This window comes from Bowmanella denitrificans (assembly GCF_039522935.1).
Classification (GTDB): Bacteria; Pseudomonadota; Gammaproteobacteria; order Enterobacterales; family Alteromonadaceae; genus Bowmanella; species Bowmanella denitrificans.
The window spans coordinates 69,681-86,788 of record NZ_BAAAEI010000001.1 but is presented as its reverse complement, the minus strand read 5'-3'; the positions used below and the strand labels follow the sequence as shown (position 1 = coordinate 86,788).

15 protein-coding genes are annotated in these 17,108 nt (G+C 49.3%); 11 read left to right on the top strand and 4 right to left on the bottom strand.

Features of this window, described 5'->3' with window-relative positions; translation table 11 throughout:
- The first annotated feature begins 7 nt into the window (after positions 1–7).
- From ABD028_RS00370 to ABD028_RS00340, 7 genes are all read left to right on the top strand, one after another.
- Entirely contained in the window at positions 8–424 is a 417-nt protein-coding gene (locus ABD028_RS00370) for a VanZ family protein (RefSeq protein WP_343840316.1), read from the top strand.
- Positions 425–568: 144 nt separating this feature from the next.
- Complete coding sequence (locus ABD028_RS00365; RefSeq protein ID WP_343840315.1) at positions 569–1,966, top strand: undecaprenyl-phosphate glucose phosphotransferase; 1,398 nt, start codon at positions 569–571, stop codon at positions 1,964–1,966.
- 10 nt (positions 1,967–1,976) lie between these two features.
- Positions 1,977–3,170 carry an outer membrane beta-barrel protein gene (locus ABD028_RS00360; RefSeq protein ID WP_172449325.1) on the top strand — a complete coding sequence of 398 codons (1,194 nt, stop codon included), beginning with the start codon at positions 1,977–1,979 and terminating at the stop codon, positions 3,168–3,170.
- An 8-nt stretch (positions 3,171–3,178) separates the two neighbouring features.
- Positions 3,179–3,694, top strand: a complete 516-nt coding sequence (locus ABD028_RS00355) for a polysaccharide biosynthesis/export family protein (protein WP_102796360.1) — start codon at positions 3,179–3,181, stop codon at positions 3,692–3,694.
- Positions 3,695–3,705: 11 nt separating this feature from the next.
- Entirely contained in the window at positions 3,706–5,904 is a 2,199-nt protein-coding gene (locus ABD028_RS00350; protein WP_343840310.1) for a GumC family protein, read from the top strand.
- Positions 5,901–6,626 carry a tyrosine-protein phosphatase gene (locus tag ABD028_RS00345; RefSeq protein WP_343840308.1) on the top strand — a complete coding sequence of 242 codons (726 nt, stop codon included), beginning with the start codon at positions 5,901–5,903 and terminating at the stop codon, positions 6,624–6,626. Before ABD028_RS00350 ends, ABD028_RS00345 begins: the two co-directional genes overlap by 4 nt.
- A 32-nt stretch (positions 6,627–6,658) precedes the next feature.
- Complete coding sequence (locus ABD028_RS00340; RefSeq protein ID WP_343840306.1) at positions 6,659–7,327, top strand: hypothetical protein; 669 nt, start codon at positions 6,659–6,661, stop codon at positions 7,325–7,327.
- On the opposite strand, the gene ABD028_RS00335 is transcribed toward ABD028_RS00340, so the two are convergent.
- The 4 genes from ABD028_RS00335 to ABD028_RS00320 all read right to left on the bottom strand — a co-directional run bounded on the left by ABD028_RS00335 (position 7,284) and on the right by ABD028_RS00320 (position 12,002).
- Positions 7,284–8,627, bottom strand: coding sequence for an O-antigen ligase family protein (locus ABD028_RS00335; protein ID WP_343840304.1), 1,344 nt, complete (start codon positions 8,625–8,627; stop codon positions 7,284–7,286). The genes ABD028_RS00340 and ABD028_RS00335 overlap by 44 nt on opposite strands.
- Before the next feature lie 62 nt (positions 8,628–8,689).
- On the bottom strand, positions 8,690–9,160 hold the full coding sequence (locus tag ABD028_RS00330) for a hypothetical protein (RefSeq protein ID WP_343840301.1): 471 nt from the start codon (positions 9,158–9,160) through the stop codon (positions 8,690–8,692).
- Positions 9,161–9,176: 16 nt separating this feature from the next.
- The gene (locus ABD028_RS00325) at positions 9,177–11,261 is read right to left on the bottom strand and encodes an EAL domain-containing protein (protein ID WP_343840298.1); all 2,085 of its coding nucleotides are present in this window, start codon (positions 11,259–11,261) and stop codon (positions 9,177–9,179) included.
- 54 nt (positions 11,262–11,315) lie between these two features.
- A complete protein-coding gene (locus ABD028_RS00320) occupies positions 11,316–12,002 on the bottom strand; it encodes a transglutaminase-like cysteine peptidase (RefSeq protein ID WP_102796353.1) in 687 nt (228 codons plus the stop codon).
- A gap of 516 nt (positions 12,003–12,518) precedes the next feature.
- On the opposite strand from ABD028_RS00320, the gene galU reads away from it, so the two are divergent.
- The 4 genes from galU to wecB are packed head-to-tail and all read left to right on the top strand — an operon-like array spanning position 12,519 to position 17,093.
- Positions 12,519–13,484 (top strand): UTP--glucose-1-phosphate uridylyltransferase GalU, encoded by a 966-nt coding sequence (gene galU, locus ABD028_RS00315; RefSeq protein WP_343840293.1) that lies wholly within the window; start codon positions 12,519–12,521, stop codon positions 13,482–13,484.
- Between the two features lie 38 nt (positions 13,485–13,522).
- Complete coding sequence (locus ABD028_RS00310; protein WP_102796351.1) at positions 13,523–14,863, top strand: UDP-glucose dehydrogenase family protein; 1,341 nt, start codon at positions 13,523–13,525, stop codon at positions 14,861–14,863.
- 59 nt (positions 14,864–14,922) lie between these two features.
- Positions 14,923–15,915 carry an NAD-dependent epimerase gene (locus tag ABD028_RS00305; RefSeq protein ID WP_343840289.1) on the top strand — a complete coding sequence of 331 codons (993 nt, stop codon included), beginning with the start codon at positions 14,923–14,925 and terminating at the stop codon, positions 15,913–15,915.
- A 53-nt stretch (positions 15,916–15,968) separates the two neighbouring features.
- Positions 15,969–17,093 carry a non-hydrolyzing UDP-N-acetylglucosamine 2-epimerase gene (gene wecB / locus ABD028_RS00300; RefSeq protein WP_343840286.1) on the top strand — a complete coding sequence of 375 codons (1,125 nt, stop codon included), beginning with the start codon at positions 15,969–15,971 and terminating at the stop codon, positions 17,091–17,093.
- Positions 17,094–17,108 lie beyond the last annotated feature (15 nt).

Genomic DNA, 17,108 nt, shown 5'->3' with positions numbered 1-17,108 from the left:
CGTGTTCATGAATCTGAAACAGAAATTAACTATTCCTTACAGTACCGCTCTGTTGGCTTGCTTTTTTTGTTTAATGTTGGTTGTTGCCAAATATATACCAGCCTGGAGCGCATTGCCGAAGTGGTTTGAGCGGCTTCTGGGCGCAGATTATTATCTGCATATTTGCGTAGGCTTTGGTCTGTCTCTGGCGCTGGCTAAGTTATCGGGTATCAGCGCAAAGACTTGGGCTCGCCAGCTTTTGTTTTTTCTGACTTTACTGCTGGTATATGGCATAGACGAGCTGATTCAGGCTTGGGTGCCGCATCGTCAGTTTAGTGTGGTTGACTTCGCCGCCTCTGCAACGGGCTGGATATTAGCGCTGTGTGCTTGGTTCACAGTAAGAGCCTGGCGCAGGCCGCAAGGTAAAGTTCAACTTAGTGAGTAGAACTTTTTTTAAGATTTCAAGCGCCTGGCAAAATGTGCGTAATTTTTCGTCATTTAGTGGTTGGATTTGCAATGTCTTTACTTTAGCATTGCGCACCAATTTGCCTTAGGCGGTATGTAAGTACTTCTTTTCAAGGACCGGAAAATGAATACCTCGTCGTTATTCAAAGTAGATTCCTCAACACATTTTATCTATCGCCTGATTGATGTCTTCATTCTGGCTACCAGCCTGTTGGTTGCCGGCTACTTGTATGGTGTTGATTTTTCGCGCGATTATTTGCTGGTGTTGCTGTCGCTGGTGCTGGTTTATGCCTATGTTGGCGAGTCTGTCGCCCTCTATCGCTCCTGGCGGGTAGGGCGTTTTTCCCGCATGTTGATGTTGGTCATACTGGTGCATAGCGCCTGCTTTTTGCTGATTTTTTCATTGCTGTTTGTATTGAAAGAGGGCGCAACCTTTTCCCGTGTTGTGCTCTTGGGGTGGTATTCGTCAAGCTTACTGGCACTGGTGAGTTGGCGTATTTCTGCTAAGCATGTTAAAGCCTGGCGTCGTCGCCGGGGTCTGAGTATGCAAAAAGTCGCCATTGTAGGCATGACCCGGTCAGGCATGGAGCTGTATCAGGAAATGCAGCAGCATATTGAACTGGGGTTTGACTGTATCGGCTTTTTTGACGACCGAACGGCCGAACGTTTAGGCAATGGCTACAAGGATTTACTCAAAGGCAGTATTGAAGAAGCGGTGCAGCTTGCCCAGCAAGGTGAAGTGGCAAAGTTGTATATTTGTTTGCCGATGCTGGCGGAAAGGCGTATTGCCGATATTATCCAGCGTTTAGGTGACACCACTGTTGATGTATTGATGGTGCCTGACTTCCTGCTGAAAAACCTGATGCACGCACGTATCGGCAGCGTAGGCGAATTGGATACGCTCAGCGTATTTGAATCGCCAGCCTATGGTATTAAGGATTTCTACAAGCGCACCTTTGACGTGTTATTCAGTGCTGCTGTGCTGTTGCTGATTTCTCCATTACTGCTGCTTATTGCGACTGCGATCAAAATTGATTCCACCGGGCCGGTATTTTTCCGTCAAAACCGTTACGGGCTCGATGGTAAGGCCATAAAAGTATTGAAGTTTCGCTCTATGCGCGTGCAGGAAAACGGTGCCAGGGTGGTCCAGGCGACTAAAAATGATCCACGTATTACCCGACTCGGCGGTTTTTTACGCCGTACCTCTTTGGATGAACTGCCGCAGTTTATCAATGTGCTGATGGGTGATATGTCTGTAGTCGGTCCGCGTCCTCATGCGGTGGCCCACAATGAAGAATATCGTAAGCAAGTGGCATATTACATGCTCAGGCATAAAGTGCGGCCTGGCATTACCGGCTGGGCGCAAGTTAACGGATGGCGGGGGGAAACCGATACCCTCGAGAAAATGGAAATGCGTGTCAAATATGACCTTGAGTATATACGTCATTGGTCACTGTGGTTTGATATCAGAATTGTATTTATGACTTTATTTAAGGGATTTACCGGAAAAAATGCGTACTAGGGGACTTTTCATGAATAAACCTACTTATTTAAGCCTGTTAATCGCTACTGCGCTGAGCTCAGCGGCTATTGCACAGGACCAGGCTGGCTATGTGATTCAGACCGAAAGCGGCTTTGATATTATGCCGGGCTTCGATTTTAAACTGAAACATGATGACAACGTAAGTAATGATGGGGTAAACGAACAGGGTAGTACCATTGCGGTATTTTCACCCTTTGTTGCTGCCAGACTGTTGGACGGTGTGAATGAATATAATCTGCAAGCCGGGGTGAGCAAAGGCAACTATTTCTCCAGCAGCCAAGATAATTTCCTGGATGCCTATGCCAGCGGTGACGCAAAATGGGAATTTTCTGATTCTCACCGAGTTTTTGTTGAAGCTGAATTTGTAGATGGCCACGAGGAACGCGGCACTGGTGTATTTGATGCTGGTGGCTCTGCCCAGGCCGAACCAGCTGAATTCCGCACGCTGGATGTTAACGGCTACTTTGAGTTTGGTGCGCGTTCTACGCCTGCCCGTATCCGTCTTGGTGGTGGTTATACGCAGAAGGATTATCAGAACCTGGAAAACGTTACTCAGTTCCGTGAGTTTAACAAAACCAACGCACAGGCGGCCTTCTACTACGATACTGGTGCTTTCACCAGCCTGGTTGCCCAGGTAACTCGTGACGATATACGTTATGACCGAATCGACCCGGTGGGTGGGGATCGTGACAACATTGATACTCGCTACCTGGTGGGTATGGATTGGCAGGCTACGGCTTTGACCAGTGGTGAATTCCGTATCGGTTATCAGAAAAAGAGTTTCGACTCCGCTAGCCGTGAAGATTTCAGCGGTATTTCATGGCAGGCAGCAGTGAACTGGCAGCCTCTGTCCTATAGCACTGTTACTCTGGAAACAGGTCGTCGTGCCCGCGATCCGGACCTGCGTGGTGACGTTATTAAAGAAAGCCGTCACGGTTTGGGCTGGAGCCATGATTGGAGTCAGGACATGCAGACTAACCTGACTGTTGGACATGTTCGTTCAGACTATCAAGGGTACGACCAGGAAGATAAGTTCTGGCGCTACGAAGCCAAAGCCAGCTATCGTATCAGCTACTTGTGGAAGCTGGAGGGAGGCGTGCAAATCTCTGATCGTTCTTCCACTGATGCGCGTTTTGAATACGACAAGAGCGTGGTTTATCTTGGCGTAGGCATGAATCTGTAAGAGGCTATATGCGAGTTCTGTGTTTTCTGTTTTTTGTATTGTCTTGCCAGGTTTTCGCCCAGGAGGGCGAAAACTACCGGTTGGGGCCTGGTGACAGTATCGAAATCAAGGTTTACGGGGAAGAAGAGCTTGATCTCAGCACCCAGCTTACCGACAGCGGTATCATCAATTATCCGTTTCTCGGTGCGTTACGCCTTAGTGGCCTAACCCTAAAGGAAGTGGAAGTATTGATCCATGATGGGCTGAAGGGTGACTACCTGATCAATCCCAATGTGTATGTGGGGATTGTGGCGTACCGCCCATTCTATATACACGGTGAGGTGAAGAAGCCAGGAGCTTATCCCTATCAACCAGGTATGACGGTCAATCAAGCCGTTGCACTGGCAGGCGGTTTGACCGAGAGGGCGTCTAAAGAAGGCGTCAGTCTGTCCCGTGAAGGCAGTAAGTCACAGCAGGAAACCGGTACTCTGAATAGTCGGGTATTTGCCGGTGATACCATTACTATCCAACAGAGATTTTTCTAAGCATGGCGCCTATGGAATCCGTTAACCTGCAGGAGCAGGAAAACCGAGAGCAGGTTATTGATCTGCGTAAAACCTTTATGGTCATTATGGCGGCCAAATGGCGCATCCTGCTGATGGCCATTATGGTCACCGTATTAGTGGGCGTGGTGGTGTTCGGAATGCCGAAGGTTTACCGTGCCACCTCGACATTATTGATTGAGGCGCAGCAGGCGCAGGCCATAAAGATCGAAGAAGTGTACGGTTTTAACTCCATGCAGCAGGAGTATTACCTGACCCAATTTGAAATCATCAAATCTAGAGCTGTGGCTGAACGGGTGTTTCACCAGTTTAATATTCTTGAGCACCCTGAATTTCAGGGCAAATCCTCGCTGACAAATGATCTGGTCAAGCTGATTAAATCGGCGCTGCCTTTCCTGCCTTCAGAACCTTCGCTGGACCAGGAAGCGGCCGCGGCGCGTAAGATGACCAAGACGTTGAATCGCTTTATTGATCGCATCAGCGTCAGCCCAATTCGTCGTACGCAGTTAGTGCAAATCAGCTTCGAATCTGAAGACCCCAAGCTTGCGCGGGATATTGCTAATGCGCTGGGCCAGGCCTATATCGAAAGCCAGTTAGACGCCCGTATGGGAATCACGCAAAAGGCCAATACCTGGCTGGGCGGGCGCCTGGAAGAATTACGCCAGCGTCTGGAAGACTCAGAGAAACGCCTGGAACGATTCCGCGAAGACAATAACCTGGTGGATGTGGCCGGTATTACCTCTTTGGATGCGCGCGAGTTGCAGCAACTTACCGACGACATTACCTCAGCACGGTCACGTAAGGCACAAGCCGAAGGTTTATGGCAATTGCTGGAGCGTTACAAAAACAACTACCAGCGTCTGCAGAGTCTGCCAGAGGTCACGTCTCACCCATCTATTCAGAACGTCAGGCGTGAACTGATCACGGTTGAGCGCAAGGTGTCTGAGCTGGCGCAGGTTTATGGCCCGAAACATCCTAAGATGGTTGCAGCGCAGGCCGAGCTTAAAACTGTCCAGGAAAACCTGCGTCGCCAGATTCAGGAGCTGGTGGCCGGTATCCAGAAGGAGCTGGAATCTGCCGACCAGAATCTGGTCGCCCTGGAGCAACAGCTCAAAGAAGCTCGTTCGGTGTTTTCCGGCTTAAGCTCGGTTGAAACAGAGTATCGTCGCTTACAACGTGAAGTGGAAACCAACCGCACCTTATTTGATAACTTCCTGGGGCGTCAGAAGGAAACCGAAGTGGCAGGAGATTTTAATTCTCCCGTGGCGCGCTTTACCGACTTTGCCACTATGCCAACTGACCCGGTCAAGCCAAAGCGTAAACTCATTATTTTGTTGGCATTTGTGGCCAGTGTGGGGTTAGGTATGGTGGTGGCGCTGGTATTCGACGCCCTGAACGATACCGTAAAGTCACCCAAAGACGTCGAAACTTTGCTGCGTCACCGGGCGCTGGGCTATATACCCAGACTGAAGAAACGTCTGGCGCAAAAAGACAAAACCTTTGCCTTCTTTGACGACCAGCAAAAAATGTATAGTGAGGCGGTTCGTAGTATCAGAACCAGCTTGTCGCTGATGGCGTTGGACAAACCCCTTAAAGTGATAGAGGTGACGTCTTCATTGCCTGAAGAAGGTAAATCCACGGCGTCTCTTAATCTGGCCTTTGCGTTCTCCAGCCTGGAAAAAGTGCTGCTGATTGATGCGGATATGCGTAAGCCCACTGTGGCCAGTCGTCTGGAATTACCGCCTTATCAGGCTGGCTTGGCTGACTGTATTGGTGGCACCGAAGAGTTGGACGATTGTATTATCCGTGATGTCCGGGGCATTGATGTGATGCCAGCCGGTGCGGTGCCTCTGAATCCGCTGGAACTGTTGTCCGGCGACAAACTGAGTAAACTGCTGGCAGAACTGTCATCGCGCTACGATAAGATCATAATCGATACGCCGCCGGTGCAGGCCGTGAGTGATGCCCTGGTGATTGCACCCAAAGCGGATGCGGTGGTGTTAGTGGTGAAAGCCGACAGCACCCGCAGCCCTGTGGTGCAACATGTTCTGGCTAAGCTGCATCAGGCGCATGCCAGAGTGTATGGGGTGGTGGTTAACCAACTGGCCACCGATAAGCAGACCAGCTACTATGGTGGCAGTTCAGAATACGGTTACTATCAGGCTTATGAACAACCTGCTGACAAGGCATGATTGATCTTCATGCCCATTTAATCCCAGGTATTGATGACGGGGCCAGTGACGCACAAGAGTCACTGGCTTTGTTGCGTCTTGCCCATCAGCAAGGGGTAACACGTATAGTCTGCACACCACACTGGTATCCAGGGCGTTTTGACAATGACAGGCTGAAAATTCTGGCAGGCCTGGGCCATCTGCAGTCCTTGTGCGATGCAGAACAAATCAATATCGAATTGCGTAGTGCCTGTGAAGCCAGGGTTTGTGCTGAGTTGTTGCCCGCGGTGGAAAAAGCACAGTTGCTGTTTTTAGGTGAACTGAACGGCAATAAGGTACTGCTGCTGGAATTTCCTCACAGCCATATTCCGCCCGGTGCCGATCGGCTGATCCGCTGGCTTATGAAACAATCCATAGTGCCGATGATAGCCCACCCTGAACGTAACCGTGATCTGCAGGCTAATCCCGACTTGATTCGCCCATTTAAACAGGCTGGATGTTTATTTCAGCTCACCGCCGCCGCTTTGGTTGGTGAAATGGGGGAGACCGCTCAGATACTCGGCGAGCGCTGGCTTAAGGACGGCTTGTTCGACATTATTGCTTCAGATACCCATTCGGTTAAGCGCAGACCGCCGCGAATGCAACAAGCCTTCAGTCATACAGCGCAATTGCTTGGGGAAGAAACGGCTGAACGTTTGATGGTGACGACGCCAGGGGCGATATGCCGCTCTCTATTCAGTTAAATCCCGCGTTGAAATACAGCTTTGCAGTAATCATGCTATTACTGCTGGTCTGGCAATTGCCCGGGTTATATACCACGGCCCATGGCAATATTCAGTATTATGTGGCAGCTGACAAACTGGACAAGTGGCAAGCGGGTAAAGAGCAGGACCTGGCCACTTATCAACTGGCTAAGCAGGCTGCCAGTATAGCGCTTAGTAGCAAACCAAATTCTGCTCATTATATGCTGACCCTGGCGAAAGTAATGGAATGGGGGATATATCTTGGCTTCGAAGTAAAACAACTGGATAGCCTGATCCACCTGTATGAAAACGCCATTCAGCTCAGGCCTGATTGGCCCAATGCCTATTCTGATTATGGCTATGCGCTGGCATTTATAGGTAATGACCTGCCGGGTGCAATAACACAGCTTAAACGGGCTGAACAATATGGCCCCTTTATCCCGGAAGTTTTACGTCAGCAACTGACCGTTGGGCTGGCCAATTGGGGCAGCCTGCCTATTGCGGACAAAATATGGTTGCTGAGTATTGTTGGTCGGGCGGCAGAATCTCATTGGCCTACTTTTAAGGCCCTGAGGGAATTGACCGCCCAATACCAGCGCCAGGATATCGTTTGTCCGTATTTACTGAACAAAACCCCAGCCTTAGAGCAAAGCCGAATTAAAAATCTGACCCGGCTTTGTACTCAGCGGGCAGCGTCCTGATCAAGTAGATCAAGCTAAGCAGGCTGACAAACAATAAGGCATTGGCCGGCGCCTGCAGGCTAAAATCCACTGTACTGTGCATGGCCATATGCACCCAAGCCATGCTGCATCCGAAGGCAATGCCCTGGTACAACTTGGTTTTTCGCTTGTGCATTACATACAGGCCTTGCCACAGCACCCACACCAGCCACAAGCATAATATCAGGGTGATGGGCCAGCCCAGCTCTATGGCAAATTGCAGATAATCATTATGGGCATGGTCGTAAAAGCCACTATAAGAGCCCTGCTGATAAGCCGGAAATACGGTGTAAAAGGTGCCGCCACCAGTACCCCTGAGACCTTCTTTTTGCAGTAATGGCAGGCTGTGCAATACCACTTCGTCGCGGGCTTCACTGACAAAACTGGTTTCCTGCATACGCTGTTTGACTTTTTCCACGCCAAACATGGAGCCGATAAGCAGCATATCCAGTATAAAAATGCTCAGTACCAACCATTTGAGCAGTGGTGGTGGGCGGCGGTAAATAAATAACGCCAGTATTGAAACCAGCCCTAACGCGGTGAAGAAGCCAGCGTTACCCATTCTGGAACGGCTAAGCACTAAACCTATTACCATTAAAATAATGGCCAGACGCAGCAAAAGCTTTCTACTCAGCATAAGCTCAGACAGTGACCGCAGCCATTTTCCCCAGGACAGCCGTTGCTTGTTAGTGCTGAGTTCACTGAGCATCCAGCCGATGGCCAAACACAGACAAAGTGCCAGGTAGTTAGCAAACTGATTCTGATAAACAAAGCTGCCTCTGGCGCGTTCACCCTCTGCAACTCCGAACACCGGCGACAGTTCCACGCCACTAAGGTGCAGCAGACTGCCATATAAGGCCTGGAATCCGCCGGATATCAGAATGCAGGTTAAAATAACCTTTAACTGTGTCTGGCTGGTGCAGTGCTGGCAAAGCAGATACATAAACAATACTAAATACAGGGTTTTTTCCAGCATAATTCCGGTTTGAAAGGGATCAACACTACAAATGCCAGCTATCAGGCAGTGGCTTTGCAGCGTCAGATAGCCAGCAATCAGTACAGGCCCCAAAAGCAAGGTGCTGAGACGAACCGATGGCCACAAGCTGGCTTTTTGCCGTAACACCAAAACAAAATGCCAAAGCCCACCAAGGGCTATCAGTGCGTGCAGAAGATCCCAGGCCCACGGGCGGTTACTGCCAAGCGGAATAGGAGCCCAAATCAGAATTAAGCCCAGCCACCATATAAGGGGCGTGCTACTTTGTGCTGATAATCTTGCTGACATACTAGTTATTGAGTCCACAAACAAAAAAGGGCCTGTCGGCCCTTTTTACAGATAACTTCAACTTAGTTGGTAGATGCGGTAGTACCACCACCACCGGCACCGGCACCCAGGCCAAGTACGCCTGGAGCAGGGGCAGGGCCAGTAGCTGCAGCTGGTGCGGCTGTCTGTGTATCGGTAACCAGATTACCCACCAGGGTAGGGTCAATACCTGCACCTACAGCACTGGCCAGAATTTGATCAGAGCTCAGTCCGGATGTGCTGACAGAATTCAGCAGTTCAGACACCTGATCCTGATCGTTGCTCAGCAGTGCCAGCAACGAAGACAATGTGCCTTCTGCAGCAGCCGGATCGGCTGCAATCATTTCATCGGTCAGCACTTGCTGACGCAGATACTGCACAAAAGTCTGACCTTGGTTGGCAGCTTGAGCATAAGCTTGTTGAAGTTGGGCCAGATTCAATGCTGATTCTTGTGCTTGTACAGCAGAAACAGACAAAGCGGCGGCCATAAGAACGGACAAATGCTTGATTTTCATAATGGTCCCTCATTGACTAAGACAAAAATTGATTGCGCAATTCTAAACCAGCGGGCGTGTCGCTGTATATGAAATTTTTAAAACAATCATTAATTGATGCTGCATCAGCAATCCCTCGTCCCTGAATGCCATCCAGGTGCAATTGCAGGCACTGTCTGGCGGTAGTGGCATTTTCAACATGGCTTGCCAACACTTTAATGCCCACGGCATGGCAGATCTGGGTTAGGCTCTGCACAAAGAACAGATTATTGTTTTGGTTCAAACTACGAATAAAGCTACCGTCAATCTTGACATAATCGATGTCCAGATTACCGATGGCCTGGAAGCTACCCAAATGTGCGCCAAAGTGCTCTATGGTCACTTCAGCGCCATTGCTATGCAATGCCTGAATCAGGTCATTAATTCTGTTTCCCTGATGGTGCAGGGCACTTTCCTTGATTTCAAATACCAGCGACGGAAGCTGGCCCTTTAGAGTTTTTAGTAAGGTCAGCAGCCATTGCTGATGTTGTTTGTCGGTGACAAACACATTACTCAAATTAATGCCTGTTTTATGCTCTTTATAGTGGCGCAACGTTGACAAAATAAAGCACAGAACAGCGCGCTCCAGGGCTGGACCCAGGTTCAGACGTTCTGCCATGGCAAAGGTGGCTGCAGTAGATAAGCTGTCCTGTCGCCAGTTAAAACGCACCAGTGATTCGGAATAAAGGATTTCGCCTGTGTTACTTAATATTGGTTGCAACATTAATTCAAAATGGCCCGCCAACTGGTCATTTATCTGATCAAACTGGCTTTGGTTTTCGATTGCCATGCCGGTTTGTGCCATGGCGGTATACTGCCTGATGATAGTCTGCCAATGCTGGCGACTTTGCTGCGGCACGGCCATTTGTTGAACCGTTGAGGGTTCAATACTGTTGTGGGTCAGGTGTAAGGTATCCAGTCTGGCAATGGCATCCTGAAATGGTTCCTGCATGCCAACATCGGTAATGAAGACTTGTGCAAAGCCTTGGGGGTAAAGCTCTGGTGATTGCGATTGAAAGACATTGTGTAACTGTTCCACCAACTGTTGGTGTTGCTCGGTGTCAAGCCGGCTCAGTATCGCCAGTTCAGACCCTGATAATCTGTAAAGGCGGCTGTCTGGATATTGGCTAAGGATTTGTTCTACCAGGTTTTTACAGTGAAGCAGGTATTCGTCGCCTGCGGCATAACCCTGTTGTTGATTGAGCTCTGTTAAAGAGGGAAGGCGAATCAAACCCAGTTGCAGGTTATCGTGATGCAATAAGGCTTCTTCTTTTTGCGGTTCAAACTGCATTAGCAGGGCCTGACGGTTGGGCAAGCCGGATAGGCCGTCAATATACAGTTGCTCCGACAAACGTTTGGCATAGGCAGCCTGTTCAGAAAAACTGCGTTCGGTATTACTGACCATCTGATTAAAGGCATTTACCAGTGCTCGAAGCTCCATGGTAAAAGGGCGACGCTTTACCTGGCGAAACTCTTTACGCATTATCGCCAGCGCCTGGCTTTGTAATGCTGAAAGGGGACTTAACACGGCTTTTAGGATTAGATAGCCAATCAACATTGCTGCTACCAGTAACCAAAGAGTGTTCAGCGACAGGCTGACAGCGCTTTGCCAAAGTGTTTCATAGGCCTGGCCCACATGCGACTGCACAGTCAGCACGCCCCCCGCTACCCAGCCATTGGCGACTTCGCTTTGCATTATCGGCGCATCTAACACAAACCACTGCCGGAACCATTTGGGGGCAGCGATTTCGCCACCTTCATGGGTGCGTTTGAATCTGACATTGCCCTCGGCATCGGTGAATTGAATCTGCTCGTAATAACCCGAATCAAAAATGGCGCTGGCCATGGTTTCGGCCAAAATCAGATCGGGCTCATCAAGATGTGGGGAAATAGCCAGGCCAAGATTGTGGGCCGCATCCTGGGCATGCGAAGCCAACTGCTTTGCCTGATAAGCGCGGATTCCTTCCACGTTGGTATAAAGGGCGCTGGCAAAAGCCAGTGCCAGCAAAATAGCCAATAAGCCGTACAGCTGGGCTTTGAGTGACAGGCCGCCTGTCAGCTTTGCGCCACGTTGTTCATTCATTTGTTATTCTCCTGAAATACCGGCCTGCACTGGGCTCGGTTAACCTCTGCGCCACTATTCACCCTGTTCTATCCGTTCCAGCAACTTTGTCCAGTTTGCCACGCCAGGACTGTTCTTAACTGGTTTACCCATGCCTTTGGCACGCGCCAGCCATAGTCCCTGACCGTTGAATGCGTAAACAGGCCTCAGATCCTGGCGCTGATCGGCTGGAAGGATTTTATCTGTCAGATTATCCAGCACCAATGGCATAGGTTGCTCGGCATCAATATAAATCAGCACCATATGCGGTTCATTAACTGTGGTGGCCCGCACATACATTAAACGGAGATTGTCCTCTTCCACCCCCATAGCGCGTAAAGAAGCATATTTAAGAATCGCATAGTCTTCACAGTCACCACGTTGGCTGACCAGGCTTTCTATCGGGGTGGCCCAATAGTCATTCTGGCCCCAATGTACCTTGTCGGTTGCATATCGGACTCTGCGGTTGGCAAAGTAGTTAGCCGCATTCAGTTTGACCTGAATGTCATCCTGCAGATGATCTTGTATCAGTTCCTGCCAATCCTGCACCGGACGCTTGGCTCGTTCGCCATACCTGGCGGTAATGCGTTGATAGAAGGCCTGGTCAAACTGAAAATATTCCTGCACCGCCTGGACCACAGAACTGACCAACAGGCACGCCAGAATGCCAGCAAAAAATGCCGTAAAAAAAGAGCCGTTTCGCGGGGACAAAAGCCAGTACATCAAATCCTGTCAGCCTTCCAGGCTAGAGTGCGCAAAGCATAACCTAAAGCGAACAAGGGGTTAAATGGGAAATTGGATTTCGCGTGTTACATTGCTGTCATACCTTTGTTGTCGCCATTTAGAGACGCTGCCTGGTCTCTCAATACAGTGTTATTCTGCATCTTTGGTGCGGCAGCCTGTAAGCTATTAGTAGTAAAAGTTCACAGGATAGAGTATTGGAAAATTATATTTGCCCTTCGGCAAAGCTTTACTTTCTGCCGCTTTAATTAAAAAAGTCTTGAAAATAGTGGGTTTACCCTATTTGTTGAAGGATTTCTAAAATTTCAGGTCAAAAAGTTGACGTCATAAAGGCGTCATCTCTGGCGGATATCGTACAAAAAGTGTTATTATCCGTGGCTCGAAAATTTGGACGCAGCCCTTGCTGTTGTTACAAATAAGTTAAATCGGACTTAACTGAATTTGGGTAATTCCTGCCTTTTTCAAGCTGTCCGCGTTTAATTGATAAGGATGGCTCAAATGTCGAAAACTTCTTTCAAAGAAACTACTAAATCGCCGGTAACTAAGGCGGTGATTCCTGTGGCTGGTCTAGGGACCCGTATGTTGCCGGCCACCAAAGCCATTCCCAAGGAAATGCTGACGGTGGTCGACAAGCCGATGATTCAGTATGTTGTGCAGGAAGCGGTGGCGGCGGGGATTACCGAAATTGTACTGGTAACACATTCCTCTAAAAACAGTATTGAAAACCACTTTGACACCAGCTTCGAATTGGAAGCCACCTTGGAAAAGCGGGTAAAACGCCAGTTGCTGGAGGAAGTGCGCAACATCGTACCCAAAAATGTAACCATTATTTCGGTACGCCAACCCCAGGCGTTAGGCCTTGGTCACGCTATTCTTTGCGCGCGTTCGGTGATTGGTGAGCAGCCATTTGCGGTGATACTGCCTGATGTCATGGTGGATAAGCATCGTAGTAATCTCAAAAAAGACAATCTGGCGGCCATGGTGCAGCGTTTTGGGCAAACCCAGCACAGCCAGATTATGGTGGAGCCGGTGGCGCAGGAGCTGGTCAATCAGTACGGTATAGTCGATATCAGCGGCGCAACGCTAAATGCAGGTGACAATGCCCTGATTAAGGACATGGTGGAAAAACCTGACCTGGATGATGCCCCAAGCAATTTAGCGATTACCGGCCGTTATGTATTGTCGGCGGCCATTTGGGATCTTCTGGAATTCACTCCACCTGGTGCCGGCGACGAAATACAACTGACCGATGCATTGCATCAGTTGCTGCTGCTGGAAAAAATTGAAGCTTATCAGATTGTGGGTAAGAGTCATGATTGCGGTAACAAAATGGGTTTGCTGCAGGCCAATCTTGAGTATGCCTTGCATAGTGAGCGTTTTGGCCCACAAATCCGCATGGTAATGGAAGACTTGCTAAAAGAGCTGGAGACCGGGGCTTTCCCCCAATTAACCCCTAAGCAATAATCGACGGGGTGAATGAGTTAAAACATTAGGGCGGAAGAATGCGCGTAACAGTATTTGGTATTGGCTATGTTGGTTTGGTGCAAGCCGCAGTATTGGCTGAAGTTGGCCATGATGTGGTGTGTGTGGATGTGGATGAAACCAAGGTCGAGAACCTGAAAAAAGGTGTTATCCCCATTTATGAACCAGGCCTGACCCCTTTGGTTGAAAGCCATTTCAAGGCGGGGCGCCTGAACTTTACCACTGATGCGGCTCATGGTGTGAAGCATGGTGAGGTACAGTTTATCGCTGTGGGTACGCCCCCCGACGAGGATGGCTCTGCCGATCTGAAATATGTCCTGGCCGTGGCGTCCACCATCGCCGAGCATATGGATTGTCCCAAAGTCATTATTGATAAATCCACGGTGCCAGTGGGCACCGCCGATAAAGTCAAACAACGAGTAACGGATATTCTGGCCAAACGCGGCGCGGATATTGAGTTTGATGTGGTGTCTAATCCTGAGTTTCTGAAAGAAGGGGCAGCCGTTAACGATTGTATGCGCCCTGACCGCATCATTATCGGCACCTATAATGAGCGCCCTCAGGATTTAATGCGCGAGCTGTATGGGCCATTTAACCGTAATCACGACAAAGTGGTGTTTATGGATGTGCGCTCGGCTGAACTAACCAAATATGCCGCCAACTGTATGCTGGCCACCAAGATTAGTTTTATGAATGAAATGGCTAATTTGGCAGAGATCCTTGGTGCCGATATCGAAGCGGTGCGCCGCGGCATTGGGTCTGATCCGCGGATTGGCTATCACTTTATTTATCCTGGCTGTGGTTATGGCGGCAGTTGTTTTCCTAAAGATGTGCAAGCCTTGATTCGTACCGCAGAGCAGCACGACTACCAACCCGCTATTTTGCAAGCGGTGGAAAGCGTGAATACCAGGCAAAAGAGTAAATTGCCTGCATTGGTTAAGCAGCATTTTGGTCAGCAACTGGCGGGTAAAACCTTTGCTTTGTGGGGACTTAGCTTTAAACCTAACACTGATGATATGCGTGAAGCACCCAGCCGAGTGCTGTTAGAAGCCTTGTGGGAACAAGGTGCCAAAGTGCAGGCCTTTGATCCTGAAGCCATGGAAGAAACTCAGCGTATCTATGGTGTGCGTGAAGACTTAACGTTGGTGGGCACCAAAGAAGCGGCACTGCGCGGTGCCGATGCTTTAATCATCTGTACCGAATGGCAGCAATTCCGAGCCCCGGATTTCGACCAGATTAAGCAACAGCTTAGCGAGGCGGTTATCTTCGATGGGCGTAATTTGTTTGAGCCAAATCGTATGAAACGAAAAGGCTTTACTTACTACGCCATAGGGCGCGGACAGAGCGTTACCCAGTACTAAAGTGGGACTGGTTAATCCAGCCCCTATGTTTATAAATATGCAGAGTTAAAGGAAGCAAGATGAAATTCCTGGTAACCGGTGCAGCGGGCTTTATTGGTATGTTTACTGCCAAAGCTTTGTTGGAACAAGGCCATGAAGTGGTAGGTATTGACAATTTAAATGACTACTACGATCCGGCACTCAAGCAGGCCAGACTTGAGCAGCTTACTGGTTACGCCAAATTTCATTTTATCAAACTGGATTTGGCCAATCGCGAGGCGATGGCGGCACTGTTTGCCAAACAAAAGTTTCAACGGGTTATTCATCTGGCCGCTCAGGCCGGCGTGCGCTATTCGCTGGAAAACCCCATGGCTTATGCCGACAGCAATCTGACCGGTACGCTGACGATTCTGGAAGGCTGTCGCCATCACCAGGTAGAACATCTGGTGTATGCCTCCAGCAGCTCAGTGTATGGCAACCAGCAAAAAGTGCCCTTTAGTGAAAGTGACCGCGTTGATACGCCGATTTCACTCTATGCAGCTACTAAGAAAGCTAATGAGCTAATGGCGCATACCTACAGCCACCTTTATCAGTTACCTACCACCGGGCTGCGTTTTTTTACTGTCTATGGCCCTTGGGGGCGACCAGATATGGCACCGTTTAAGTTTACTAAGGCCATACTCGAAGACAAAACCATTGATGTATATAACCACGGTAAGCTGCAGCGCGATTTCACTTATGTCGACGATATTGTTGAAGGGATTGTGCGGGTGCAGGATCGCATTCCCGGCAGCGAAAACTATCCTACTCAGCAACCTGATAACCCTTTCTATGCACTGTATAACATTGGTAATAATCAGCCTGTGGAACTGGAAAGCTTTATCAGTGCCATAGAGCAAGCCTGTGGCAAGCAAGCCAATAAAAATTACCTGCCTATGCAACCAGGTGATGTGTATCAGACCTATGCAGACGTGGATGCATTGAATCGTTGTACCGGCTTTGCCCCTAAGACGACCCTAATCAAGGGCATGACTAAGTTTGTCGACTGGTACAAAACCTTTTATCAACTGTAAAAAAATTCTGGATTTTTGACTGGCTGCCGACAGGCGGCCCAGGGAGACTCGTGATGAAAAAAGTACTGATTGTGTTCGGTACAAGGCCGGAAGCCATAAAAATGGCGCCGTTAGTACACAGCCTCAAGGCAGACCCGCGATTTGACTCGCGCACCTGTGTAACAGGGCAACACCGGGAAATGCTTGACCAGGTTCTGGCGCTGTTTGAAATTGAACCTGAGTATGACCTGAATATCATGCAACCTGGCCAGACCCTGGGACAGGTCACTTCCAGAATTTTGACCGGACTAGACGAAGTGTTGGCAGAATTTAGCCCAGATGTGGTTCTGGTGCATGGTGACACAGCCACCACTTTTGCTGCATCGTTGGCTGCATATTATCGTCAGATACCGGTTGGGCATGTTGAAGCCGGTTTGCGTACCGGCAATATCTATTCGCCATGGCCTGAAGAAGCAAATCGCAAGTTAACCGGCTGTCTGACCCAGTTTCATTTTGCCCCTACCGAGACATCTAAGCAGAATCTGCTTAAAGAAGGTTATGGTGCAGAGCATATCAGCGTTACCGGCAATACGGTTATTGACGCATTGTTGCTGATAAGACAAAAAATCAGCGGAAACAGTGCTCTGCAGAGTGAGCTGGCTGCCAGTTTCCCAATGCTGGATTCGAGTAAGCGACTGGTACTGGTAACCGGACACAGGCGTGAAAGTTTTGGCGGCGGTTTTGAGCGTATTTGCCAGGCTTTACTGGATACGGCAAAAGCTCACCCCGATTGTCAGATAATCTATCCGGTGCATTTAAACCCCAATGTTCAGGAGCCTGTGAATCGGCTACTGAAAGGGGTAGACAATATTCACTTAATTGAGCCTCTGGAATACCTGCCCTTTGTTTATCTGATGGATAAGGCCTATCTGATCCTTACCGATTCTGGTGGTATTCAGGAAGAGGCCCCGTCTTTAGGTAAGCCCGTTCTGGTTATGCGTGATACCACCGAGCGCCCAGAGGCTGTGGAAGCGGGGACAGTCAGGCTGGTAGGTACAGACAGCCAGGTAATCAAGCTGGCGCTTAGTGAGCTGCTTAACGATAACCAGGCTTACCAGCAAATGAGCCGCGCCCATAACCCTTATGGCGACGGCAAAGCATGCGAACGTATTCTCAGCGTTTTAGCTGATTCTCTTTAATCATTTTTGATGGAA